This window comes from Cupriavidus sp. 22TCCZM01-5 (genome assembly GCF_057798915.1).
In genome coordinates, this window is record NZ_JBYOJR010000029.1 from 1 (window position 1) to 24,592 (window position 24,592).

At 63.8% G+C, this 24,592-nt stretch carries 26 protein-coding genes; 2 read left to right on the forward strand and 24 right to left on the reverse strand.

The window, feature by feature from the left end:
* Nucleotides 1-232 precede the first annotated feature (232 nt).
* Nucleotides 233-832: a CDP-diacylglycerol--glycerol-3-phosphate 3-phosphatidyltransferase gene (gene pgsA / locus AC3FNH_RS23305; protein WP_276099937.1), complete on the reverse strand. Its 600-nt coding sequence runs from the start codon at nucleotides 830-832 to the stop codon at nucleotides 233-235.
* Between the two features lie 109 nt (nucleotides 833-941).
* Complete coding sequence (gene uvrC / locus AC3FNH_RS23310; protein WP_488721722.1) at nucleotides 942-2,933, reverse strand: excinuclease ABC subunit UvrC; 1,992 nt, start codon at nucleotides 2,931-2,933, stop codon at nucleotides 942-944.
* A gap of 128 nt (nucleotides 2,934-3,061) precedes the next feature.
* Here uvrC and earP point away from each other — a divergent pair, with 128 nt between their 5' ends.
* Together earP and efp are read left to right on the forward strand one after the other, a co-directional pair.
* The gene (gene earP / locus AC3FNH_RS23315) at nucleotides 3,062-4,225 is read left to right on the forward strand and encodes an elongation factor P maturation arginine rhamnosyltransferase EarP (protein ID WP_488721723.1); all 1,164 of its coding nucleotides are present in this window, start codon (nucleotides 3,062-3,064) and stop codon (nucleotides 4,223-4,225) included.
* Between the two features lie 234 nt (nucleotides 4,226-4,459).
* Nucleotides 4,460-5,020, forward strand: a complete 561-nt coding sequence (efp, locus tag AC3FNH_RS23320) for an elongation factor P (protein WP_224003567.1) — start codon at nucleotides 4,460-4,462, stop codon at nucleotides 5,018-5,020.
* Nucleotides 5,021-5,117: 97 nt separating this feature from the next.
* On the opposite strand, the gene nagZ is transcribed toward efp, so the two are convergent.
* From nagZ to rpmF, 22 genes are all read right to left on the reverse strand, one after another.
* Nucleotides 5,118-6,167 carry a beta-N-acetylhexosaminidase gene (gene nagZ / locus AC3FNH_RS23325; RefSeq protein WP_488721724.1) on the reverse strand — a complete coding sequence of 350 codons (1,050 nt, stop codon included), beginning with the start codon at nucleotides 6,165-6,167 and terminating at the stop codon, nucleotides 5,118-5,120.
* A 15-nt stretch (nucleotides 6,168-6,182) separates the two neighbouring features.
* On the reverse strand, nucleotides 6,183-6,605 hold the full coding sequence (gene acpS, locus AC3FNH_RS23330; RefSeq protein WP_488721725.1) for a holo-ACP synthase: 423 nt from the start codon (nucleotides 6,603-6,605) through the stop codon (nucleotides 6,183-6,185).
* A complete protein-coding gene (gene pdxJ / locus AC3FNH_RS23335) occupies nucleotides 6,602-7,384 on the reverse strand; it encodes a pyridoxine 5'-phosphate synthase (protein WP_276099932.1) in 783 nt (260 codons plus the stop codon). The genes acpS and pdxJ overlap by 4 nt, the downstream gene beginning before the upstream one ends.
* 37 nt (nucleotides 7,385-7,421) lie before the next feature.
* The gene (recO, locus tag AC3FNH_RS23340; RefSeq protein ID WP_488721726.1) at nucleotides 7,422-8,297 is read right to left on the reverse strand and encodes a DNA repair protein RecO; all 876 of its coding nucleotides are present in this window, start codon (nucleotides 8,295-8,297) and stop codon (nucleotides 7,422-7,424) included.
* A 5-nt stretch (nucleotides 8,298-8,302) separates the two neighbouring features.
* Nucleotides 8,303-9,241, reverse strand: coding sequence for a GTPase Era (gene era, locus AC3FNH_RS23345; RefSeq protein WP_488721727.1), 939 nt, complete (start codon nucleotides 9,239-9,241; stop codon nucleotides 8,303-8,305).
* Nucleotides 9,238-10,008 (reverse strand): ribonuclease III, encoded by a 771-nt coding sequence (gene rnc / locus AC3FNH_RS23350; RefSeq protein ID WP_276099929.1) that lies wholly within the window; start codon nucleotides 10,006-10,008, stop codon nucleotides 9,238-9,240. Before rnc ends, era begins: the two co-directional genes overlap by 4 nt.
* 1 nt (nucleotide 10,009) lies before the next feature.
* A complete protein-coding gene (locus AC3FNH_RS23355; protein ID WP_276100670.1) occupies nucleotides 10,010-10,411 on the reverse strand; it encodes a DUF4845 domain-containing protein in 402 nt (133 codons plus the stop codon).
* 56 nt (nucleotides 10,412-10,467) lie between these two features.
* Nucleotides 10,468-11,367, reverse strand: a complete 900-nt coding sequence (lepB, locus tag AC3FNH_RS23360; RefSeq protein WP_276099928.1) for a signal peptidase I — start codon at nucleotides 11,365-11,367, stop codon at nucleotides 10,468-10,470.
* A 92-nt stretch (nucleotides 11,368-11,459) separates the two neighbouring features.
* Nucleotides 11,460-13,253 carry a translation elongation factor 4 gene (gene lepA / locus AC3FNH_RS23365; RefSeq protein ID WP_488721728.1) on the reverse strand — a complete coding sequence of 598 codons (1,794 nt, stop codon included), beginning with the start codon at nucleotides 13,251-13,253 and terminating at the stop codon, nucleotides 11,460-11,462.
* Between the two features lie 190 nt (nucleotides 13,254-13,443).
* Complete coding sequence (locus AC3FNH_RS23370) at nucleotides 13,444-13,728, reverse strand: glutaredoxin family protein (protein ID WP_488721729.1); 285 nt, start codon at nucleotides 13,726-13,728, stop codon at nucleotides 13,444-13,446.
* Nucleotides 13,729-13,737: 9 nt separating this feature from the next.
* Complete coding sequence (locus tag AC3FNH_RS23375; protein WP_276099925.1) at nucleotides 13,738-15,240, reverse strand: DegQ family serine endoprotease; 1,503 nt, start codon at nucleotides 15,238-15,240, stop codon at nucleotides 13,738-13,740.
* Between the two features lie 120 nt (nucleotides 15,241-15,360).
* Nucleotides 15,361-16,440, reverse strand: coding sequence for a MucB/RseB C-terminal domain-containing protein (locus tag AC3FNH_RS23380; RefSeq protein ID WP_276099924.1), 1,080 nt, complete (start codon nucleotides 16,438-16,440; stop codon nucleotides 15,361-15,363).
* Between the two features lie 8 nt (nucleotides 16,441-16,448).
* On the reverse strand, nucleotides 16,449-17,081 hold the full coding sequence (locus AC3FNH_RS23385; RefSeq protein WP_488721730.1) for a sigma-E factor negative regulatory protein: 633 nt from the start codon (nucleotides 17,079-17,081) through the stop codon (nucleotides 16,449-16,451).
* A gap of 110 nt (nucleotides 17,082-17,191) precedes the next feature.
* Nucleotides 17,192-17,791, reverse strand: coding sequence for an RNA polymerase sigma factor RpoE (rpoE, locus tag AC3FNH_RS23390; RefSeq protein ID WP_211949023.1), 600 nt, complete (start codon nucleotides 17,789-17,791; stop codon nucleotides 17,192-17,194).
* Nucleotides 17,792-17,902: 111 nt separating this feature from the next.
* Complete coding sequence (locus AC3FNH_RS23395) at nucleotides 17,903-18,361, reverse strand: hypothetical protein (RefSeq protein WP_488721731.1); 459 nt, start codon at nucleotides 18,359-18,361, stop codon at nucleotides 17,903-17,905.
* A 64-nt stretch (nucleotides 18,362-18,425) separates the two neighbouring features.
* Nucleotides 18,426-19,658, reverse strand: coding sequence for a beta-ketoacyl-ACP synthase II (gene fabF, locus AC3FNH_RS23400; protein WP_488721732.1), 1,233 nt, complete (start codon nucleotides 19,656-19,658; stop codon nucleotides 18,426-18,428).
* Between the two features lie 195 nt (nucleotides 19,659-19,853).
* Nucleotides 19,854-20,093: an acyl carrier protein gene (acpP, locus tag AC3FNH_RS23405; protein WP_008644813.1), complete on the reverse strand. Its 240-nt coding sequence runs from the start codon at nucleotides 20,091-20,093 to the stop codon at nucleotides 19,854-19,856.
* A gap of 169 nt (nucleotides 20,094-20,262) precedes the next feature.
* Nucleotides 20,263-21,012, reverse strand: coding sequence for a 3-oxoacyl-ACP reductase FabG (fabG, locus tag AC3FNH_RS23410; RefSeq protein ID WP_276099919.1), 750 nt, complete (start codon nucleotides 21,010-21,012; stop codon nucleotides 20,263-20,265).
* Nucleotides 21,013-21,037: 25 nt separating this feature from the next.
* On the reverse strand, nucleotides 21,038-21,967 hold the full coding sequence (fabD, locus tag AC3FNH_RS23415; RefSeq protein WP_276099918.1) for an ACP S-malonyltransferase: 930 nt from the start codon (nucleotides 21,965-21,967) through the stop codon (nucleotides 21,038-21,040).
* Between the two features lie 69 nt (nucleotides 21,968-22,036).
* Nucleotides 22,037-23,017: a beta-ketoacyl-ACP synthase III gene (locus tag AC3FNH_RS23420; RefSeq protein WP_276099917.1), complete on the reverse strand. Its 981-nt coding sequence runs from the start codon at nucleotides 23,015-23,017 to the stop codon at nucleotides 22,037-22,039.
* Nucleotides 23,018-23,070: 53 nt separating this feature from the next.
* On the reverse strand, nucleotides 23,071-24,147 hold the full coding sequence (gene plsX / locus AC3FNH_RS23425) for a phosphate acyltransferase PlsX (RefSeq protein WP_488721733.1): 1,077 nt from the start codon (nucleotides 24,145-24,147) through the stop codon (nucleotides 23,071-23,073).
* Nucleotides 24,148-24,299: 152 nt separating this feature from the next.
* A complete protein-coding gene (gene rpmF, locus AC3FNH_RS23430) occupies nucleotides 24,300-24,479 on the reverse strand; it encodes a 50S ribosomal protein L32 (RefSeq protein WP_008644820.1) in 180 nt (59 codons plus the stop codon).
* Between the last annotated feature and the right edge of the window lie 113 nt (nucleotides 24,480-24,592).

The following is a 24,592-nucleotide window of genomic DNA, read 5'->3' on the forward strand; positions in this document are numbered from 1 at the left end:
GAGTCTCGAACTCGCGACCTCAACCTTGGCAAGGTTGCGCTCTACCAACTGAGCTACTCCCGCATGGAGATACTTCCTGCCGATCAGCCCTATGAGCTACGCAATTGACTGCAAATAACAGCTTCTTGCGCTAAACCGGCTTATCTGGCTGCTTTCGTTTGCGTCGTCAGCAGCGAGAACGAGATTATTGCAAAGAACGGTTCCGTTCGTCAACCCCTTTTTGCGCGCAGCATCATTTTTGCGCGCGCGCCTCATTGAGGACACCGGCACGCTCGCGGATCTGCGGCCATGCAAGCTTCATGTAATAGAACATCGACCACAGCGTCAGCACCGCGGCCACGTAGATCATCCATGTGCCCATTACCTGCGCGTCGATGCCGAACAGGCGATCGCCGTAGAGCAGCATCGGGATCGCAATCATCTGCACCGTGGTCTTCAGCTTGCCGAGGAAGTTCACTGCCACGCTTTTGGAAGCGCCGATCTGCGCCATCCACTCCCGCAAGGCCGAGATCGTTATCTCGCGGCCGATGATGACCAGCGCAACCAGGTCCGCCACGCGGCCCAGCGCCAGCAGGGACAGCAACGCGGCCGTGACCATCAGCTTGTCCGCCACGGGGTCCAGGAACGCGCCGAACGCCGAAGTCTGGTTCCAGCGCCGCGCCAGGAAGCCGTCCAGCCAATCCGTGACTGCGGCGATGATGAAGAAGGACGCCGCGGTGACATTCTTCGTGTGCATCGGCAGCCATGCTTCCGGCAGGTAGTACACGCCCACCACGAGGGGAATCATGGCGACGCGCAACCAGGTCAGCAGGATCGGGATATTGAAGGGCATGGGGCTGGAAGACCGACTGGGCAATGGCGAATTCCGCGATTGTCGCCGATTTCGGCGCCAATGCACGCCCGGCGGGTTAAATCGCCGGGTCTAAGGCATCAATGAAGCATCAATGAAGCTGGCGATAGATCTCTTCGGCGAGGACACGGGAAATGCCGTCGACGCTGGCCAGTTCGTCAATGCTGGCCGCCATCACGCCGCGCAGGCCGCCGAAGCGGGTCAGCAGCTTCTGCCGCCGGCGCGCGCCCACGCCCTCGATCTCTTCCAGGCGCGAGGTCGTGCGGGCCTTGGCCCGGCGCGCGCGCATGCCTGTGATGGCAAAGCGGTGCGCCTCGTCCCGGATTTGCGCGACCAGCATCAGCGCCGCGCTGCCCTGACCGAGTTCAAGCGACGGCCTGCCGTCGGCGAACACCAGGGTCTCGAGCCCGACTTTGCGGCCCTCTCCCTTGGCCACGCCGACCAGCAGTCCGATATCGAGACCCAACTCCTCGAACACCTGGCGCGCCACTTCCACCTGCCCCTTGCCGCCGTCGATGAGCACCACGTGCGGCACCGTCGACGACGCCTCGCCGGCAGTGTCAAGCCCGCCCTCCTCCTGCATCTGCTCGACCAGCTTCTGGTATCGGCGGGTCAGCACCTGGCGCATGGCCGCGTAGTCGTCGCCCGGCGTGATGTCCTGGATGTTGTAGCGACGGTACTCGCCGTTCTGCATATCGTGATGGTGAAACACGACGCAGGACGCCTGCGTCGCCTCGCCCGCGGTATGGCTGATGTCGAAACACTCCACGCGCAGCAGCGCCAGGTCTTCCAGGTCGATGCCGATCGTCTCCGCCAGCGCGCGGGTGCGCGCCTCCTGGCTGCCCTGCTCCGCAAGCCGCCGTGCGAGTGCCAGTGCCGCGCCCTGCTGCGCCATTTCCAGCCATGCCTTGCGCTGGCCCTGCGGTTGCCGCACAAGCGCAATCTTGCGCCCCGCATGGAGCGCGAGCGCGTCAAGCAACGCCGCATCGTCGGGCACGTGGCTGACGACGATGATGGGCGGCGCCGCCTGATCCAGGTAGTGCTGCGCCATGAAGGCCGACAGCACGCGCGCCGCGATGCGTTCCACGCCCGGCGGCCCGGCCGACGCCGGATCGCCTTCCGTGCTCCCGGCACTGTCGTCGCTGTCCTCGACGATCATTGCCGCTTCGTCGGCATGCGCGGGGAAGTAAGCCTTGTCGCCCAGATGGCGGCCGCCACGCACCATGGCCAGGTTGACGCACGCGCGCCCGCCTTCCACGGCTACCGCCAGGATGTCGATGTCGCGCGCCTGGCCAACCTCCTCCACCGCCTGCCGTTTGAGCACGGTCGACAGCGCGGCGATCTGGTCGCGCACCGCTGCCGCCTGCTCGAACTCCAGCCGCATGGAATGCTCTTCCATCTTCGATTGCAGCCCCTCCAGCACCTCGGTCTCGCGGCCCTGCAGGAAACGCGCCGCGTTGCCGACGTCGCGCGCGTAGTCCGCCTCACTGATCGCACCGACACACGGGCCCGTGCAACGGTGGATCTGGTGCAAGAGGCAGGGTCGCGTCCGGTTGTTGAACACCGTGTCTTCGCAGGTGCGCAGCTGGAACACCTTCTGCAGGATCTGCATGCTCTCGCGTACCGCGTAGGCGCTTGGGAACGGCCCGAAGTACTGGTGCTTGCGGTCCGTGGCGCCGCGGTAATAGGCCATGCGCGGGAAGCGGTGGCCGGTCAGCTTGAGAAATGGATAGGACTTGTCGTCGCGGAACAGAATGTTGTACCGCGGCGCCAGCGCCTTGATCAGGTTGTTTTCGAGCAGCAGCGCCTCGGCCTCCGTGCGGACCACGGTGGTTTCGATCCGCGCGATCCTGGCCACCATCATGGCGATGCGCGGCGACAGCTGCGTCTTGTTGAAGTAGCTCGATACCCGCTTCTTGAGGTCGCGCGCCTTGCCGACATACAGCACGTTGCCGGCGCTGTCGAAATAGCGGTACACGCCGGGCAGGCCCGGCAGGCGGGCAATGACGGGCTTGGGGTCGAAGGGTTCTGCCGGTGCCGCTTCAGGCGGTTGGGCCGAAGCGTCTGGAAGCTGGTCGGACATGAGGGACGATGACCAAATCGATGTGGCCGGCTCGCGATTCGCGGCAACGGCTCTAAAATCCGAAGTTTAGAGCAATTCACTGCCGCACCCCGCTTTGCCCGCTCGCTGCCTTTCCTGCCACCTCTGCCATGCCAATCCGTTCCTGGGACATCTTCTGCACCGTCATCGACAATTTCGGCGATATCGGCGTCTGCTGGCGGCTGGCGCGCCAGCTTGCACAGGAACACGGCCACCTGGTGCGCCTGTGGGTCGATGACCTGCATAGCTTTTCCCGGCTTGCGCCCGCGCTGGACACGACGGCCCGCCAGCAGCACCTGTCCGGCGTGGAAATCCTCACGTGGCGCCCCGGTGGCGATGCCGATGACCGAGCCCGCTTTGCCGACCTTGCCGTCAACGACGCCGTCATCGAGGCGTTTGCCTGCCACTTGCCGGATGCGTTCCTTGCACGCATGGTGGCGCGCGAGCACGCACCGGCATGGATCAACCTGGAATACCTGAGCGCCGAGCCCTGGGTGCGCGAGCACCACGGCATGCCTTCGCCGCATCCGCGGCTGCCGTTGATCAAGCACTTCTTCTTTCCTGGCTTCGAGCATGGGACTGGCGGCCTGCTGCGCGAGTCGATGCTGGGCGACCAGCGCGATACGTTCCTGGCCGGACCAGCCGCGCAAGCCGCCCTGTGGCACCGGCTGCAAGTGACGCCCGATGCCAGTGCGCTCAAGGTCAGCCTGTTTTCCTACCAGAACCCCGCGCTGCCCGCGCTGCTCGAGCAATGGCGCGATGGCGCGGAACCGGTCCAGTGCCTGATTCCGCACGGCATGGCGGCGGAGCAGCTGGCGGCATGGTCGGGCGAAACCGCCGCGCCCGGCAAGGCGCTGGTGCGGGGCAACCTGCAGGTCAATATCGTGCCCTTCGTGCGGCAGGAGCACTACGATGAAATGCTGTGGGCCTGCGACCTGAATTTCGTGCGCGGCGAAGACTCGTTCGTCCGTGCGCAGTGGGCGGCGCGGCCGCTCGTGTGGCATATCTACCCGCAGGATGAGAACGCGCACCGCGACAAGCTGGACGCGTGGCTCGGGCTGTTCAGCCGCAGTGGCGTGGACACCGCCGCAGCCCAGGCCCTGGCGGATTTCTGGCACGCCTGGAATGCGTATGGCAATGCACCCGACTGGGCCGCCTTGCGCAGCAAACTGCCCGTGCTGACACAAGCCGCCAGGCAATGGCAGACGCGCCTGCTCGGCTTGGGTGACCTGGCGGCAAATCTCGTGGCGTTCTGTGAAAATCGGGTAAAATAGCGGGTTGATTTGATGGCGACCGGGCCGGGTAACCAAGGCTCCCAGCCGGCAGCGCTGCAACGCGCGCCGCAGCGCGGGAACCTGAGCGAACACTGAGCACGGGGTCAGGCGCGCGTGGGCACGGGCCCAACAGGCGCCAAAACGGCAAGGCGACAGGGCTTCCTGCAGGCCGCGCCTCCGCCACACCTCGCCATACCAATTTCCGAGACTTTCTTTTTCAGGAAAACAGTTCAGATGAAAATCGCACAGGAACTCCGCGTCGGCAACGTGTTCATGATGAACGGCGCCCCGATGGTTGTGCAGAAGGCCGAGTACAACAAGTCGGGCCGCAACGCCGCCGTGGTCAAGATGAAGTACAAGAACCTGCTCACCGAAGCCCCGGGCGAATCGGTGTTCAAGGCTGATGACAAGTTCGAAGTCGTGGTGCTCGAGCGCCGCGAATGCACCTACTCGTACTTCGCCGACCCGATGTACGTGTTCATGGACGCTGACTACAACCAGTACGAAGTCGAGCAGGACAGCATGGGCGACTCGCTGAACTACCTCGAAGACGGCATGGCCGTGGAAGTGGTCTTCTACAACGACAAGGCGATCTCGGTCGAAATGCCCACCACGCTGGTGCGCGAAATCGTCTACACCGAGCCGGCCGTCAAGGGCGATACTTCGTCGGGCAAGGTACTGAAGGGCGCCAAGATCAACACCGGTTTCGAACTGCAAGTGCCGCTGTTCTGCAACATCGGCGACAAGATCGAAATCGACACCCGCACCGGCGAATACCGCAGCCGCGCCAACTAAGCGCACGGCTCGCCCCCGCCGCACCAGCGGGGCCGGTAACGGAAAAAGGCAGCCCCGGCTGCCTTTTTTGCTGTCCGCCGCAAACGCGGCCGCCCGTTCAGGCGATCAGGTCGTGCTCCTTCAGCAGGCGCAGCGCGGCACGATACTCCCCCTCCTGCTGCAGCTTGTTCCAGTCGAGCGGCTTGCGGCGCGCGAAAAGCTTGCGGATGCGGCGCTGCGAAGTCTTGTCGATGCCGGCATCCAGTTCGGCCAGCAACTGATCGGCACGCTCGGGGTGGTTGCAGATCAGCACCATGTCACAACCGGCGGCGAGCGCGGCACGCGCGGCTTGCGTGACATTGCCGGCCACGCTGGCCCCTTCCATGCTCAGGTCGTCACTGAAGATGACACCCTCGAAGCCCAGCTGCGCGCGCAGGATGTCCTGCAGCCAGAACGGCGAGAAGCCCGCCGGATTGGGGTCGACCTTCGGGTAGATCACGTGCGCGGGCATGACCGACGCCAGCGACAGGCCCATCCAGTCGTACGGGCGCGCGTCCTGTGCAAGGATCTCTTCCAGGTGCCGCTCGTCCACGGGAATCGCGACATGCGAGTCGGCCTCGACGTAACCATGGCCTGGGAAATGCTTGCCGCAGTTGCTCATGCCCGCCAGCAACAGCCCATGGTTCAGGTGGCCCGCCAGCATGGTGACCACGCGCGGGTCGGCGTGGAAAGCACGGTCGCCGATCACGGCGCTGCGGCCGTAGTCGAGGTCCAGCACCGGCGTGAAGCTCAGGTCGATATCGCAGGCGCGCAGCTCGGCGGCCAGCACGTAGCCGCAGCTCACCGCGGCCTTGGTGGCAGCGAGCACGTCGCGATCCCAGAGCGCGCCCAGCTTGCTCATGGCAGGCAGGTGCGTAAAACCATCGGTCTTGCAGCGTTGCACACGCCCGCCTTCATGGTCGATGCAGATCAGCACGTCGTCGCGAATGGCGCGAATGGCGCGGGTCAGCGCCAGCAGTTGCGCACGCGATTCGAAATTGCGCGCAAACAGGATCACGCCGCCGGTCAGCGGGTGTGCAATGCGGCGCGCGTCTTCGGCATCGAGCTGCTTGCCGACGACGTCGAGCACCACCGGTCCCGGCCGTTTGCCGGAGAGCTTCTTGGTCATGGATATGGTTCGAGGCTAGGCTGGATTTTCCGGGGTGGCCGCATGGCCGCCCCGCTCGGCGATTGCGAAGGCAACCGCGTAGTCATGCTCATCACTGACACTGACACGTATCGTCAGGCCGCGTTCCCGGACCCATTGGGCGAGTTCGCCGTGACATATCGGTGTCGGCTCGCCCGATGGCAGGTTCATCAGTTCCATCGCGCGCCAGGTCATCGGCCAGCGCATGCCGAGTCCAATCGCCTTGGAGAAGGCTTCCTTGGCGGCAAAGCGCGTTGCCAGGAAAGCCAGGCCGCGCCGCTCGGAGCGCGCCTTGCGCGCATGGTACTTGACCAGCTCGTCCGGCCCCAGCACCTTCTCGGCGAAACGGCCGCGCGTGCGCTCCATCACGCCCTGGACGCGCGCGATCTCGATGATGTCGGTGCCGACGCCGTAGATCACGCCGGGCTGCCTGCAGCGGGATAGCGGGTACCCAGGCGCGCGGCCACCATGATGGCCTTCATCTCGCGCACGGCGTTCTGCCAGCCCGCGAACACGGCGTGGGCAACGATCGCGTGGCCGATGTTCAGTTCCTTGATGCCCGGTAGCGCGGCGATGGGCTGCACGTTCGTGTAGTGCAGGCCGTGGCCCGCATTCACCACCAGGCCATGACGGATGCCGGCATCGACGCCATCGGCAATGCGGCGGAACTCGACGGCCTGCTCGTCGGGCGTATGCGCATCGGCATAGCGTCCGGTGTGCAGTTCGATCACCGGTGCGCCGCAGGCTGCGGCCGCGGCGATCTGGTCGGCATCGGCGTCGATGAAAAGCGACACGCGGATACCCGCCGCGGCCAGTTGCCTGCATGCCGCACTGACCTGCTCGAAGCGCCCCGCCACGTCCAGGCCGCCTTCGGTGGTCACCTCCTCGCGCCGTTCGGGCACGAGGCATACGTCCTGCGGACGGATCTCGCAGGCAATGTCGAGCATCTCCTGCGTAATCGCGCATTCGAGATTCATGCGCGTGGTCAGTTGCGGACGCAGCGCGCGCACATCGGCGTCGCGGATATGGCGGCGGTCTTCGCGCAGATGCAGCGTGATCAGGTCCGCGCCGGCCTCCTCGGCCTGCAGCGCAGCCTGGATCGGGTCGGGATACACCGTGCCGCGCGCATTGCGCAGCGTGGCAACGTGGTCGATGTTGACGCCAAGGTCGATGACGCCCGGATTTGCGTGGAAGATCATGCTTGCGGAATCAGCAATGGGCCGGTAGCCCGGCAGGTCAGAGGTAGTGCAGGTCGATCAGGATCTGCCGCGTCTTGAGCGGCGCACCCTGCAGATAATAATGCAGAAGGAAGCGCATCAGCGCGCGGCTTTGCAGCGCGGTCTGCGCGCGCCCGTAATCGTCCTGCGACATGTCCAGCAAGGTCTGGCCCGAGACCACGGGCCACGACGACGGGTCGCTCGGCTGGGCCCTGCGCACGCCGCGCTCGGGCTGGTAGACATAGTCCAGGCCAGGCTGCACGCTCTCGCCGGTGCTCAGGCACTGGTCGAAGGCCACGGCGAAACCCGTTTCCTGCAGCAGCACGCGCTCGAAACTGCGCAGCACCAGGCCCGCGGGCTCCCCATGCGCCAGGCGCGTGAGCGTGGCCATGTAGTGGCGGAACAGCGCCGGATGGCCGTCTTCGCGCGGGCAGAACCGCATCAGCAGTTCATTGAGGTAGAACGCCGACAGCAGCGCGTCGCCGGACAGCGGCGGCATGCCGCCGACCCATTCGGCGCGCGTCAGCGTCTTGACCTCGCCACGCCCGCTCCAGGACAGGGAGATCGGATGAAAGTGCTGCAGCACCGGGCGCAGGGAGGAATGCGGCCGCTTGGCACCCTTGGCAACCATCGACAGCCGGCCGTGGTCGCGGGTGAATACATCGAGAATCAGGCTGGTCTCGCGATACGGCCACGCGTGCAGCACGAAGCCCGGTTGCTCCGACACGCGGGATTCGCTGCGCGCCGGAACGATCCGCATGGCCCGATCCATCATCGCACGACCGGCGGCATCGGCCATACCGGGCAGCGCGCGGTTGTCGAGCAACTCGGCGGCTTCGTCCACGACCGGATCGGCGCGGCGGGCCTTGGCGGGCCCGCGCGCGAACTCAGGCATCTTGCTCACTCGTAGCCGTAGGCGCGCAGTCCGGCTTCGTTGTCGGCCCAGCCGCTCTTCACCTTGATCCACATTTCCAGGTAGACCTTGCCGTCGAAGAGCTTTTCCATGTCGAGGCGCGCCTCGGTGGAAATCTGCTTGAGCTTGCTGCCCTTGTTGCCGATGATCATGGCCTTGTGCGCGTCGCGCTCGACCAGGATGGTGGCGAACACACGGCGCAGGCGCCCTTCCGTCTCGAACTTGTCGATGATGACGGTACTCGTGTACGGCAGTTCGTCACCGGTCCAGCGGAACACCTTCTCGCGGATGATCTCCGAGGCCAGGAAACGCTCGCTGCGATCGGTCATCGCATCCGTGTCGTACATCGGCTCGCCTTCCGGCAGGTAGGGGCGGATGATCTCGAACAGGCGCGCGATATGGTCGCGCGTCTTGGCCGACATCGGCACCACCTCGCGGAACGGAAAGAGCTGCCCCATCTTTTCCAGGAAGGGCATCATCACCGCGGCACGGTCGTCGCCGGTCACACGGTCGAGCTTGTTCGTCACCAGCAGCACTGGCGTGTTCTTCGGCAGCAGCGCCAGCACCTTTTCATCATCCGTGCCATAGTAGCCGGCCTCGACCACGAACAGCACCAGGTCCACCGACGACAGCGTGGACGTCACCGCGCGGTTGAGCGAGCGGTTCAGCGCACTGGCGTGGCGAGTCTGGAAGCCGGGCGTGTCGACGAACACATACTGCGCATCCTCGGTGGTCTGGATGCCGACGATGCGATGGCGCGTGGTCTGTGCCTTGCGCGACGTGATACTGATCTTCTGGCCGACCAGCGCGTTCATCAGCGTGGACTTGCCGACATTGGGACGGCCGACGATGGCCACGGTGCCGCAGCGAAACGCCTCGGCTGGGGTATCCGCGGCAGGCTGCTGCGGATGATTGGATTCGGTCATTCCTTCAACCTGAGAGACAACTGTGGGTCCTGCGGCACCGGCTGCTTGCGCGTCTTGCCGGTACGCTCGGCGCGGCTGCGCTTTAGCAGCTGCGGCACCAGCTTCTGGACTTCATCGAGCGCCAGCTTGGCCGCCGCCTGCTCCGCCGCACGGCGCGAGGCACCGGTGCCGAACACCCGGACTTCCAGTTTAGGCACCATGCACTCGACTTCAAACTGCTGGCTGTGCGCGGCGCCGTGAGTGGCGATTACGTTATATTGAGGCAAGGCAATCTTGTGGCCTTGCAGGTATTCCTGGAGCAGCGTCTTGGCGTCCTTGCCAAGCGTGCGTGGATCCACCTGCTCCAGGATGGGGATATACAGCTTGCGGATCAGCGAGCGCGCGGCCTCGAAGCCCGAGTCCAGGAACACGGCGCCGACGATGGCTTCCAGCGCATCGGCAAGGATCGAGGGACGACGGAAACCGCCGCTCTTCAACTCGCCTTCGCCCAGGCGCAGCGCCTCGGAGAGTTGCAGCATCTGGGCGATCTCGTACAACGCCTGCTGCTTGACCAGATTGGCGCGCACGCGGGACAAGTCGCCTTCATCCAGCTTGCCAAACATGCCGAACAGCATGTCTGCCACAGCGCAGTTCAACACCGAATCCCCAAGGAATTCCAGGCGTTCGTTGTGCTGGGCGCTGTGGCTGCGGTGCGTCAGCGCCTGCTGCAGCAACTCAGGCTTGCTGAAGCGGTAGCCGAGACGTTGCTGCAAGGCGTCGAGGTTCATATCAATGCTGCGTTCCCGAATAGCTAATCAGTAGGCTCAATGGACCGTAGACGGGGACCTCGGTCCGGTAGGCAAAATCGACCGACTGGATCGTTCCGTTCTCGTCTTCGCGGATCTGGAGGTCTTCACCTCGCACCGCGGCAATCCGGTCGATGCTTGCCTGCTTATCAAAATACTCCACCACCTCACGCTTGTTGGTGGCCTTCTGCTTGGCGTAGCTGGCAGCGCGCTTGACGGAAAAATACTCCGTCAGGCTCGGTATTGCCCTCAGTGCGGGCAGCGCAATGCCGATCACGAAAAAAATCACCACCAGCAGCGTCCAGAGGGAAAACCCCTGCGCCCGCCGTCGGCCCGGGCTAACCCGTCCCCGGCCATCATTCCTGACCCGACCCAATTGCCCCATCTGACCCATTTGCGCTTCCCTCTTCTAGTTGAGCGTTCTTGCGCCGCGCGGGTGTTTTATTTGAATGCCCCGACGCGCCCGAAATTACCGAGGTTCATCCAGATCACGAAGGCCTTGCCGACAATATTCTGGTCCGGCACAAATCCCCAATAGCGGGAATCCAGGCTGTTATCGCGATTGTCACCCATCACGAAATAGTGACCTGCGGGCACCTTGCAGGTCACGCCCTGCTGATTGTAAGTGCAGTTTTCCCGGAACGGGAAATCAGGATCAGCGCCGGCAACAAACGCCGGCCGGTCCACGTCGTTCAGGATGCCATGCTCCACGCCACCCGGCAGCTTCTCGGTGAAATGCTTGGAATAGGCCAGGCGCTCCTCGTCGAGATAATCGGGCAGCGGCGTGTAGTCGGCCGGCTTGCCATTGATGGTCAGGTGCTTGTTCGAATACTGGACCACGTCGCCGGGCACACCGATGACACGCTTGATGTAGTCGAGCGACGGATCTTTCGGGTAACGGAACACCATAACGTCGCCGCGCTGCGGCTCGCCAACGTCAACGACTTTCTTGTTCACCACCGGCAGGCGAATACCGTAGTCGTACTTGTTGACCAGGATGAAATCGCCGATCAGCAAAGTGGGAATCATCGAACCGGACGGAATCTTGAACGGCTCCACCACGAAGGAGCGCAGCACGAACACTGCCAGGATGACCGGGAAGAAGCTGGCAGAGTATTCGAGCCACCATGGCTGGCGCAGCTTTTCCTCCGCCAGGCGCTTGCGCGTGGAATCGATCTCGCCGGATCCGAAACGGCCCTGCAGGTCCGACTGGCGCGAATCGAATTCGGCCAGCGCCAGGCGCGCCGAAGCGCGCCGCTGCCGCTCAAACACAAGCTTGTCCGCGATCCACGCGATACCCGTGATCACCACCAGCACAAAAAGGATCAGTGCAAAATTCATGACGGCTTCTGGTTCTTGGATGTCCTGCTACAGCTTCTTCTTCTGCCACTGCGCCATTTGCGCCGCGGTCCCGTTCCTGCCTGTGCAGCCGCTTACTTGTCGTCGACCTGCAGGATGGCAAGGAACGCCTCCTGTGGAATCTCGACGGTGCCGACCTGCTTCATGCGCTTCTTGCCGGCCTTCTGCTTTTCGAGCAGCTTCTTCTTGCGCGAAATATCGCCGCCGTAGCACTTGGCCAGCACGTTCTTGCGCAGCGCCTTGACGTTCTCGCGCGCAATGATGTTGGAGCCGATCGCGGCCTGGATTGCCACGTCGTACATCTGGCGCGGAATGATCTCGCGCATTTTCGCCGCCACTTCGCGGCCGCGGTATTGCGAGTTGGAACGGTGCACGATGACTGACAGCGCATCGACCTTGTCGCTGTTGATCAGGATATCGACCTTGACCACGTCGGACGGGCGATATTCCTTGAACTCGTAGTCCATCGAGGCATAACCGCGCGATACCGACTTCAGGCGGTCGAAGAAATCCATCACGATTTCCGCCATCGGGATCTCATAGGTCAACTGCACCTGCTTGCCGTGGTAGCTCATGTTGATCTGCGTACCGCGCTTCTGCGTGCACAGCGTAATCACCGAGCCGACATATTCTTGCGGCATATACAGGTTGACCGTGACGATCGGCTCCAGGATGGCCTCGATCCGGCTCGGGTCGGGCATCTTGGCCGGGTTCTCCACCGTCACCGTGGTGCCGTCGCGCATCTGCACCTGGTACACCACGGTCGGCGCCGTGGTGATCAGGTCCATGTCGAACTCGCGCTCCAGGCGCTCCTGCACGATTTCCATGTGCAGCAGGCCGAGGAAGCCGCAGCGGAAGCCGAAGCCCAGCGCCTGCGACACTTCCGGCTCGAACATCAGCGAGGCATCGTTCAGGCGCAGCTTTTCCAGCGATTCGCGTAGCGCCTCATACTGGTTGGCCTCGACCGGATACAGGCCGGCGAACACCTGTGGCTTGACTTCCTTGAAACCCGGCAGCGGCGCCTCGGCCTTGCGCGCGACCGTGGTAATGGTGTCGCCGACCTTGGCGGCCTTCAGTTCCTTGATGCCGGCGATGACGAAGCCCACCTGGCCCGCGGTCAGCGCGTCGCGCTGCACGGACTTCGGCGAGAACACGCCGACCTGCTCCACGAGATGCTGGGCGCCGGTGGCCATCAGCAGCGCCTTGTCCTTCGGACGCACCGTGCCATTGACCACGCGCACGAGCATGACCACGCCGACGTAGTTGTCGAACCACGAATCGATGATCAGCGCCTGCAATGGCGCGTCGGCATCGCCTTTGGGCGGCGGTACCTTGGCGATCAGCGCCTCGATCACGTCTTCCACGCCCTGGCCGGTCTTGGCCGAGCACGGCGTGGCATCCTGCGCGTCGATGCCGATGACGTCCTCGATTTCCTGGATGGCATTGGCCGGGTCGGCCTGCGGCAGGTCGATCTTGTTGAGCACCGGCACCACTTCCACGCCGAGCTCGATCGCGGTGTAGCAATTGGCCACGGTCTGCGCCTCGACCCCCTGCGAAGCGTCGACCACCAGCAACGCGCCTTCGCAAGCCGACAGCGATCGGCTCACTTCGTAACTGAAGTCGACGTGCCCCGGCGTGTCGATCAGGTTCAGGTTGTAGACCTTGCCGTCACGGGCCTTGTAGGTCAGCGCGGCCGTCTGCGCCTTGATGGTGATGCCGCGCTCCTTCTCGATATCCATCGAGTCGAGGACCTGGGCCTCCATTTCGCGATCGGACAGCCCCCCACACAGCTGAATGATCCGGTCGGCCAGGGTGGATTTCCCATGGTCGATATGGGCGATGATCGAGAAATTGCGAATATGGTCCATCTAATCTTCGGGCAAGCGCCAGTGTCTTCGCCCTGGCAGCAGCGGATTCGTGAACGGCCCGCCGCGGGCGCTCTCATAGGAAACGCCCGTGGGAAGGCCGCGGGTCTTGGGGCGCGGATTTTGCGCCAAACTGGAATTTTACCGGATTTTCAATGACTTCCGGGCCGTGAATGGGCGAATTGCCGGGCCCTTATGCGCGACCGGATGTGGCTGTTCCGGCGCACGCTTGTGCCGCAAGCCATGTGCGGACCGCCAGGGCGTCCAGGAAGTAGTGGCAAAGTTCGCGGGGCCCTTCCGGTCCCATTGCGACCAGCACAGGCACGCGCTCGCCGAAACGGGACTCCAGGTCCGGATCGGCGTCCACATCCACTTCGTGGACGATAAACGGGAATTCGCGCTGGAGCGGCTCCAGCGCGACCCGCATATCCTCACACAGATGGCAATACGTCCTGCCGTACAACGTGAGCTGCAGCATGTCGGACGATCAGCGGGCGGCAGTGGCTCCCGGACGCAGCGTCAGGACCTGGGTCGCGTCGCCACGGCGCACGAACACGGCGGCAATACGATTCTTGTCCAGCCCTTTGACCAGATCGTTGAACTGGCGCGCGCCGGTCACATCGGTATCGCCCAGGCGCAGGATGATATCGCCCGGACGAATACCGGCACGCATGGCCGGGCCATCCGCGACTTCGACCTCCACCCCCGACTTCACCTTCAATTCCTTCAGGCGGGCATCCGGAATGTCGTTGACGATCAGCCCCAGCGCATTGGGCTTGGGCGCCTGGGCGATACTCTCGTCCTTGGACGACGGCGTGCTGCGGGCCTTCGCGCGGGTTTCCGGCTCCAGCTCCGTCACCGTGATCGTTACGTCGCGCGTAGCGCCCTTGCGCCACAGCTGCAACGGCACCTTCGTACCCGGCTTGGTATCGCCGACCATGCGCGGCAGGTCGGACGCCTTTTCGATCTCGCGGCCGTTGAACTTCAGGATGATGTCGCCCGGCTCGATGCCGGCTTTCTCCGCCGGACCGCCCGGCTCGACGCTGCCGACCAGCGCGCCGCGCGCACGGCCGAGGCCAAGCGAATCAGCCACCTCCTTGGTCACATCGCCGATCGCCACGGCAATCCGCCCGCGCGTGACGCGACCCGAGAGCTTCAGCTGTTCGGTGACGCGCATCGCCTCGTCGATCGGAATGGCGAACGAAATGCCCATGTAGCCGCCGCTGCGGCTGTAGATCTGCGAGTTGATGCCAATGACCTCGCCACGCAGATTGATCAGCGGCCCACCCGAGTTGCCGGGGTTGACCGCCACGTCAGTCTGGATGAACGGCAGGTAATCGCCGGTATCCCGGCCCTTTGCCGACACAATGCCGGCCGTCACGCTGTTATCCAGACCGAACGGCGACCCGATCGCAAGTACCCACTCGCCCGCGCGAACCTTGTCGGAGTCTCCCAGTACCAGCCGAGGCAGACCCGTCGCATCGATCTTGAGCAGTGCGACGTCCGTGCGCTTGTCGGCGCCGATCAGCTTGGCCTTGAATTCGCGCTTGTCGGGCAGCGTGACGTAAATGGTTTCCGCATCCGCCACCACGTGAGCATTGGTCATCACGTAGCCGTCCTGGCTGATGATGAAGCCTGAACCGACACCGCGGCTCTGCTCCTCGCCCTGCGGCGGCTGACCCTGCGGCGGCTGGCCGCGCCGTGGCGCGCCCGGCGCCGGGGCACCTGGCATCGGGACGCCAAAGAAGCGCCGGAAGAACTCGGCCATCTCATCGTCTTCACTGCCCTGGCCGCCGCGCGAGCGCACGCGTTCGGTGGTCCGGATATTGACCACGGCCGGGCTGGCCTTTTCCACAAGGTCGGTGAAGTCGGGCAGGTTGTAGTTGGAAGCCGCGGCCTGGGCGTGGCCCACTTCGGCAACGGCCGGGCCGAGAATCAACATGGCAGCCATGACCACGGCACGCGCCAGGGCTGGGGATCTGAACGTCATCGACAACTCCCGGGATTCAGCAAATGATGAGGTACTGATTGGGACAAGAAGCCGGGAGCCGCCCACTAGGCGGGCCGAAGCGAGGGCGAGAGAAGCCCCGCATCCGGCACTTGTACGCACTCAGTGTAACGCCTTGGGAGGGCGATATTCCACGGCCGACGCGAACTGCCGTACCGTGCTGGCGGGCACCTCGCCCACCACAGTGATCCAGTAATCCGAAATACGGCGCACCACAACCTGCGTGGCGCCAAGCGACGCGACCCCTTCACGGCGTACGCGCTGCTCGGACACGGGTTCGATGAACACTGACAATCCGGTCAGCCCGTCGCTGTACACCACCTGAAGCACCTCGAATACCTGCCCGCGCCCGTTACCCTGGGCAGGCGCGCGCAGTTCGCCGAGCGGACGGCGCACTTCGCGGATCTTCTGAAAGCCCTTCAATGGCACAGTGATGTTCCAGCCTTCGTCCGCTACGTTGGTCGGCTGATAATTGACCTCATAGTGATTCCAGGAGCTGGAATTCTTGATCGCCCCCAGAATGCGCTGCTTGTCGGATGGCACGCCGATATCGACCTGCGAAAAGGCAACCTGCTCCAGCACCTTGCCGCCTTCGCCGATGGTCTGCGCACGCATCAGCAGGCCCGAATTCTTCTCGGCCCACAAGCGTACGGCATAGCGTGCCGTGTCGTGCGGCTCCAGCGAAAACACCTCGCATTCCACCCCGGCCACACGTTCGCCGGGCAGCTTGCGCATGTCGTAGAGATCGAGCACATCGCTCTTGTTGGTGGCCAGCAGCGCCGGGAAGCGGTCCTTCGCCTCCTGCTTCTCCACCACCACCAGCTTGGCTTCGGGAATCAGGCTGTGGACCACGTCATTCTGCCGCAGCACTTCGCGCGGCTTGCCGTCCAGCGTTTCCAGGCGTTCATACTCGTTGTGCACGAGATCGCTGTAGTGCTGGATCTTGGACGCATGCATCACGCTGCCGCGCTGGTAGATCAGCGTGCCAACATAGTTCTCGCGCTGCGCGGCGCGGTGAATCTTGCTGAGCCAGGCGGAAGCATCGCGCCGGTTCAGCGAACTGTCCGAGGGCTGGGCCGTTGCCGCCGCCGCGCTCAGACACAAGGCCAGAAAAAAGGACCTACGCAGGGCCCTCATTCTCGGTGCGCCCGCTACGTTGGCGGGCGACCATCCTTTGTGCATGTCCGGCATTATTCCTGCGAATTGTCCTGAGAGAAGTTGGCGCCGTTGGCGACCGTACGCATGGTCGGCACGAACGCCTCTGTTGCGACCGAGGTGCGATGGGCACGCAGGTATTCGTCCAGTCGGGGATCGCGGATCATCTGGGTGCTTTCCGCCGCGACGGTAACGAGGTTCGCGGGCTTGGCGGCCGCAGGCTGCTCGGCTCGCGCGACCACGGCATCAGGCGTGCCCAGGTCAGCCGGTCCGCGCAGTTGCGGCACCACGACCCAGCTTACTGCCGCCACCGCCGCGGCGATGGCCGTGCCGGGCATGACACGACGCACCCAGGACGGACGCACCAACAGGCGCTGACGCATGCCCGCGGCCTGGGCCACAGCCGGCACTAGCACATGAGGTTCGTCGTCCAGACGCGAGGAGAAGCGGGCAAGGAAATCGTCGGTCGAACCCGCATGACTCAGTTCTTCCGAGCGCAGCGTATCGCCGATCATCTGGAACACCGTCCAGTTCGCCATGCCGGTTTCGCTCTTGGCGAGCGCCACCACGGCATCGACCTCATGCGGCGACAGCTCGCCATCCATCAGGACGGAGATCTGCTCCGCCGCTTCGACTACATGAACCGACTGCTTATGAGCCTGACCCATTTCCCACCCCAAGACATTCCAATTCCATTGAACACCGATAATCCCGTCACTTGCTGTCGCTTATCGATGCAGGAATAGGCTGCAACGCTGGCCGCACGACATTCTTCTCACTACCATCGCTTGCCCTCTGCCGTTCCCAGCAGCGGGCGCAATTTCTCGGCAATCGCCTCGCGCGCACGGAAGATGCGCGACCGCACCGTCCCGATCGGGCAACCCATCGCCTCGGCGATTTCCTCATAGCTGAGGCCTTCGATCTCGCGCAGGGTGATGGCGGTACGCAATTCTTCCGGTAGTGCCTCCATGGCGCGGTTCACCGTCTCGGCAACCTGGCGCGTGTGAAGCATCGACTCCGGCGTATTGATATCCCTTAGTTGCTCACCGTCCGCAAAAGTTTCAGCCTCTTCCGTATCGATGTCGCTGGACGCCTCGGGCCGCCGGCCCTGGGTAGCCAGGTAGTTCTTCGCCGTGTTCACGGCGATCCGGTACAGCCACGTGTAGAAGGCGGATTCTCCGCGGAACTGGGGCAAGGCACGGTACGCCTTGATGAAGGCATCCTGCGCCACATCCTCGACCTCGGCGGGATCCCTCACGAGGCGCGAAATCAGGCGGATGATCTTCCGGTGGTACTTTGCCACCAGTAGCTCAAAGGCCCGCTTGTCGCCCTGCTGGACGCGTTCAACTAGGAGCTGATCGGCTTCGCGTTCGCTCACGTATGGCTCACCTGCAGTGTATCTCTTGGTTTGGTCGTCACGACGAACGTTGTATTTTACCTACGAACCACCGAGCGTCCGGTGCTTCAAAGTGCATCCTGTGACCGCTGCCTAACAATAACGTTCCCGATCACTTTGCGCAGGCTGCACCGCTCGCGCACTCGCCAACGCCAGCCTGGCCATGCGCACCACACGCGACGAACGCGCCTGAAAAGGCAATATCAGCAGCCCGCGGCGTCTGCCGGGGCCGTATGCCAGGCACAGCAAAAGAATGCCGCCGATATTCCAGCTGCCCGTCACGATGGCGGTTTCGCTACCGGCACCGGGCCTGCGCACTACGACGCGGGGCATGCCGTACCGCTGTGGCGACGGCAATACCGCGGAACATGACTGCCCGGTCCATGACCACCAGCCGCGCGAAGCCCGGATCAGCAGGACGAGCGCGCCCAGCCACGCCACACAAATCAAGAGGGAGAAAACGCCGCCCGGCCCATAGCGGCCTGGCTCGCCCAGGCACAGCCGTGCCATCAGGCTCAGTGCAACTGCCTCGCCGGCCCAAAAAACAAGCAAGGCCCACTGCAAGCGAGTGAGCCCGCCAGGTCGAAGGCCGGCGAGGCGCTTTCGTAGCACCGAATCAGGCGCGGCGGAAGACAAGCGTGCCGTTGGTGCCACCGAAGCCGAAGTTGTTCTTCACGGCTACATCGATCTTCATTTCACGCGCCGTGTTGGCCACGTAATCCAGGTCGCATTCCGGATCCTGGTTATCGATGTTGATGGTCGGCGGCGACACCTGATGATGCAGGGCCAGCACGGTAAAGACCGATTCCAGGCCGCCGGCGCCGCCCAACAGGTGGCCGGTCATCGACTTGGTCGAATTCACAACCATCTTGTAGGCTTGGTCGCCAAAGGCCGCCTTGATGGCGTCGGACTCGTTCTTGTCGCCAAGCGGCGTCGACGTGCCATGCGCGTTCAGATACTGGACCTGGTCCGCATTGATGCCGGCATCCCGGAGCGCGTTGACCATGCAGCGGCGCGGGCCGTCCATGTTCGGCGCGGTCATGTGGAAAGCGTCGCCGCTCATGCCGAAGCCCACGAGTTCGGCATAGATACGCGCACCGCGCGCCTTAGCCGATTCGTACTCTTCCAGCATCATGACGCCAGCGCCCTCGCCCAGCACGAAGCCGTCGCGGTCCTTGTCCCACGGACGCGAAGCCGCAGCCGGATCGTCGTTGCGCGTCGACAGGGCTCGCGCGGCAGCGAAGCCGCCAATGCCCAGCGGCGACACCGTCGACTCGGCGCCGCCAGCCAGCATGGCGTCGGCATCGCCGGCCTGAATCAGGCGGGCGGCCAGGCCGATGCTGTGCAGGCCGGTCGTGCACGCCGTCACCACGGCGAGGTTCGGACCCTTCAGCCCGTGCATGATCGACAGGTGGCCCGAGATCATATTGATGATCGAGCCCGGCACGAAGAACGGCGAGATGCGGCGCGGACCCCGCTCGGTCAGCGTGGCATGCGTGTCCTCGATCATCGGCAGGCCACCAATGCCCGAGCCCACCAGCACGCCGACTCGCTCGGCGTTGGCGTCGGTCACTTCCAGGCCGCTATCCTTCAGCGCCTGTGCGCCGGCCGCGATGCCGAAGTGGATGAAGGTATCCATATTGCGGGCTTCCTTGGCGGGGATGTAATCCTCGGCATTGAAGCCCTTCACTTCACCGGCAAAGTGCACGGAAAGCGCGGAATGATCGAACTTGGTGACGGTGGCGATGCCGGACTTGCCGGCAACCAGGTTGGCCCAGCCTTCGGCAACCGTGTTTCCGACCGGAGACACAAGGCCAAGCCCAGTGACAACGACGCGACGACGGCTCACTATGATTTCCTACGGGTGCGTGATGCAGGATCAGAAACAAATGCTGGCGGCAACTCTGACCAGCAGGTCAGCGCCGCGCAGCGCGCTTCTTGATTCTGCGTCTTCGAACAGACGAAAGCCACAGAAAACAGCAAGGCGCCACCGCAACGGTGCGCCCACCCGCCTTCTGTGGCTCGGAATTCAGATACGACTGGCTCAGGCCTTGACGTGCGCGGTGGCGTAGTCGATAGCCTGCTGCACGGTCGTGATCTTCTCGGCTTCCTCATCAGGAATTTCCATGCCGAATTCATCTTCCAACGCCATCACGAGTTCAACCGTGTCGAGCGAGTCCGCACCGAGATCGTTCACGAACGACGATTCGTTCTTGATGTCTGCCTCGGCCACGCCAAGCTGTTCTGCCACGATTTTCTTGACGCGTTGTTCGATATTGTCCATGTAACCCTCCAGGGAAGTTCGACAAAAAGTGGGCGCATTTTAGCAGGTTTGAGGCGTCAGAAATGCCGCCTGCCAAGCTTTGCAAGAATCGCGCCCGATTGGTTCGGAAAACTACTACTTCAGGCAGCTTCTTCCTTCTTCTTCTCCGAAAAAGCCGCCCAAAAATCCATTAATTCATGTACATGCCGCCGTTCACATGCAGCGTGGTACCGGTGATATAGGCCGCCTGCGGACCCGCCAGGAAGGCCACCGCATTGGCGATATCTTCCGGCTGCCCCAGGCGGCCGAGCGGAATCTGCTGCTTGAGCGAAGCATGCTGCTCTTCGGACAGCGCCTTGGTCATGTCGGTATCGATAAAGCCCGGCGCGACGCAATTGACCGTCACGTTTCGGCTGCCGATTTCGGCGGCCAACGACCGGGTCATGCCCGCCACGCCTGCCTTGGCAGCCGAGTAGTTCATCTGGCCCGGGTTGCCCACGGAGCCCACTACCGAAGTGATATTGATGATGCGGCCCTGGCGCGCCTTCATCATCGGGCGCAGCACTGCGCGCGACAGGCGGAAAACCGAGGTCAGGTTGGTCTGGATGACCGCCAGCCAGTCCTCGTCCTTCATGCGCATGGCGAGCTGGTCCTGCGTGATGCCGGCATTGTTGACCAGCACGCTGATGCCGCCGTGGCCCTTCACGATCTCGTCGATCAGGGCATCGCAGGCGGCAGCGTCATTCACATTCAGCACCGCGCCCTTGCCCTTCAGTCCTTCGGCGCCAAGGTATTCGGTGATGCCCGCAGCACCAGACTCGCTGGTGGCGGTGCCGATCACAGTGGCACCCTGGCGGGCCAGCTCCAGCGCGATGGCGCGGCCGATGCCACGCGAGGCGCCAGTGACGAGCGCGATCTGGTTGTCGAGGAGTTTGGTCATGCGAATTGTCCTTTCTTGCGATCGCTTACTTCAGCAGCGCCAGGGTTTCCTGCAGCGAGGCAGGATCGAAGATCGCGCCGCCAACCAGGTTGCCGTCGATGCGCTTGGTCATGCCAGCCAGCACCTTGCCCGGACCGCATTCGATCACGTGCGTGACGCCTTCGGCGGCCATCTTCTGCACGCATTCCACCCAGCGCACCGGCGCGGCGGCCTGGCGCACCAGCGCGTCCTTGATGGCGTCCGGATCGTTGACGATGGCGACATCCACGTTGTTTACCAGCGGAATGGCAGGGGCCGAGAACGTCAGGCCGGCCATGCGCTCACGCAGGCGGTCCGACGCCGGCTTGAGCAGCGACGAATGGAACGGTGCCGACACAGGCAGCGGCAGCGCACGCTTGGCGCCCTTGGCCTTGGCGACTTCGCACGCCTTCTCGACGCCCGCCTTGCTGCCGGCAATCACGACCTGCGACGGCGCGTTGAAATTGACGGCCTCGACCACGCCGGCGACCGATGCTTCGGCGCACGCCGCGCGTACGTCATCGTCCGACAGGCCCAGGATGGCAGCCATACCACCCTCGCCAACCGGCACGGCCTCCTGCATGGCCTGCGCGCGGAAGCGCACCAGGGGCACGGCATCCGCAAACGGGATCACGCCTGCCGCCACCAACGCCGAGTACTCGCCCAGGCTGTGCCCGGCCACCAGGGCAGGCACCGGGCCACCGGCGTCGAGCCAGGCGCGGTAAATCGCCACGGCGGCCGTCAGCATGACCGGCTGCGTGTTCGTGGTCAGGTTCAGTTCTTCAGCCGGACCTTCGGCGATCATGCGGCCGATGTCCTGGCCCAGGGCGGTCGAGGCTTCCTCCAGGGTCGCACGCACCACCGCGTTATCGGCGAACGCATTGAGCATGCCGACCGATTGCGAGCCCTGGCCAGGAAATACGAAAGCAAATTTCATCGAAGTGCTATCCCAGAATTTGAATACCGGTAGCCGCGCGGCCGGCCTTGCCTGCCGCGCCAGCCGTTGTTACATGCGCAGCAGCGCAGCACCCCAGGTGAATCCACCACCCACGCCTTCCAGCAACACGGTATGTCCCGGGCGGATGCGGCCGTCCCGTACGGCGGCATCAAGCGCCAGCGGAATCGATGCCGCGGAGGTATTGCCGTGCTCGTGGACGACAGCCACCATGCGTTCGGCGGGCAAGCCGAGCTTGCGCGCGGTGCCCTGCATGATGCGGATATTGGCCTGGTGGGGAATCAGCCAGTCGACCTGCTCGGGCTGGATCTCCGCCGCGGCCATCGCCTCGCGCGCCACCTTGTCCAGCACGTTCACGGCAAGCTTGAACACTGCCTGGCCGTCCATGTGCAGGAAAGCATTCCCGGTGACGGCGCCGCCGGCGACGTTGCCCGGCACGCACAGGATGCCCACGTGGCTGCCGTCAGAGTGCATGGCCGTCGACAGGATGCCCGGTTCGTCAGAGGCCGTCAGCACGACCGCGCCTGCACCATCGCCGAACAGCACACATGTCGTGCGGTCGTTGAAGTCGAGAATCCGCGAGAATACTTCTGTGCCGATCACCAGCACATTGCGATGCGAGCCACTCCGGATGAACTTGTCAGCGGTGGCCAGCGCATACACGAAGCCCGAGCAGACCGCCTGCAGGTCGAATGCTGCGCACTGGTTGTCGATACCAAGCTTGTTCTGCACGATGCACGCAGTGCTCGGGAACACGAAGTCAGGCGTCGACGTCGCCACGAGGATCAGGTCGATGCTCTGGCGGTCAATGCCAGCCGCCTCGATCGCCTTCTCGGCAGCCTTGACGGCCAGGTCGCTGCTTGCCACGTCGGGCTCGGCCCAATGCCGGGCCGAAATGCCGCTGCGCGAGAAAATCCACTCGTCGCTGGTCTCGATGCCCTTTTCGGCCAACTGCACCGCCAGATCATGGTTGGTCACGCGCCGCGGAGGCAAGTAGCTCCCGGTACCGATGATTTTTGCGTACTTGGTCATGTAGTGTCGGATCGATTTGTCCGTATGACAGCCTCAGGCGCCGGCCCGGTCCATCAGGCGGCGCGGGTGCTGGGGTGCGGGGTCGGTGTGGTCTCCGGGCTGGCCGGCGCAGCGCCCGCAGCGCTGGTCTTGTCGGCAAATGCCCTTGCTATGCGTTCGATGACGCCGTTCTTGGCGGCATCATACCCGCGTTTGATCGCCCATTCAAAAGAATGGGCATCGGCCGACCCGTGACTCTTGATCACCAGCCCGCGCAGGCCGAGCAGCGAGGCGCCGTTGTAGCGCGCGGGATCCAGCCGCTTGGCCAGGCGGGACAGCACAGGCATGGCAATGCCCGCCAGCAGCTTGGTGAACCAGGAACGGGTGAATTCTTCCTTGATCATGCCACCGATCATCTTCGCCAGGCCCTCGGTGCTCTTGAGCGCTACGTTGCCGACGAAGCCATCGCATACGACGATATCGGTCGTACCCTTGAAGATGTCGTTGCCTTCCACGTTGCCATGGAAATTCAACTCCGAGGCACGCAGCAGTTCACCCGCGCGCTTGACTACCTCGTTGCCCTTGATCACTTCCTCGCCGATATTGAGCAGGCCTACCGTCGGGTGTTCCTTATGGTCCACCACAGCGACCATGGCCTCCGCCATGCGCGCGAACTGCAGCAGGTGCTCCGGTTCGCAATCGGCGTTGGCGCCGAGGTCCAGCACCGTGGTGCCCCAGCCCTTCTCGTTGGGAATGGTGGTGGCAATGGCCGGGCGCTCGATGCCTTCGAGCGTCTTGAGCACGTAGCGCGACACCGCCATCAGCGCGCCGGTATTGCCGGCGGAAATGCAGGCACCCGCCAGGCCTTCCTTGACCTGGGTCACCGCGACCCGCATCGAGGAATCCTTCTTCTTGCGAAGCGCCACCTCCACCGGGTCATCCATGGTGATGACCTCGGTCGCCGGCACGATGCTGACGCGCGCATGGTCCTGTGCGTGCAGCTTCTTCAGCTGCGCCTGGATGGCATCGGGCAAGCCGACCAGCACCACCTCGGCATCGTCGTGGCTGGAAAGAAAACTGATCGCCGCCGGGACAGTCACGGATACGCCGTGGTCGCCGCCCATGCAGTCGATAGCGATTTTGATCGTCATTGTTCCGGGTACGGATTACGCATCGGCGCCGGCGACAAGCCGGTTCGCATCGCGAGCGCCCAACAAAAAAGCGGCAACGATCTTGCCGCTTTTTTGTCTCTGACCTACAGGCATGCGCGAGCGAGACGCAAACGTCACGCCGAACGAAGCGATCAGTCGTTCTTGGTCTTGATGACCTTGCGACCACGGTAGTAGCCGTTCGGGCTCACGTGGTGGCGCAGGTGGGTTTCGCCGGTGGTCGGCTCGACTGCCAGCGGGGCGACCGACAGGTGGTCGTGCGAGCGATGCATGCCGCGCTTGGACGGCGACTTCTTGTTCTGTTGAACAGCCATGATGACTCCTTCGAGAATTTTTCAATATTAACACACGCACCCTGCACTAGGCGTAGCCGGGGCCCGGCCGGATGCTTCAACCACTACCCGCAAGACTTTGCGTGAACCGCCGC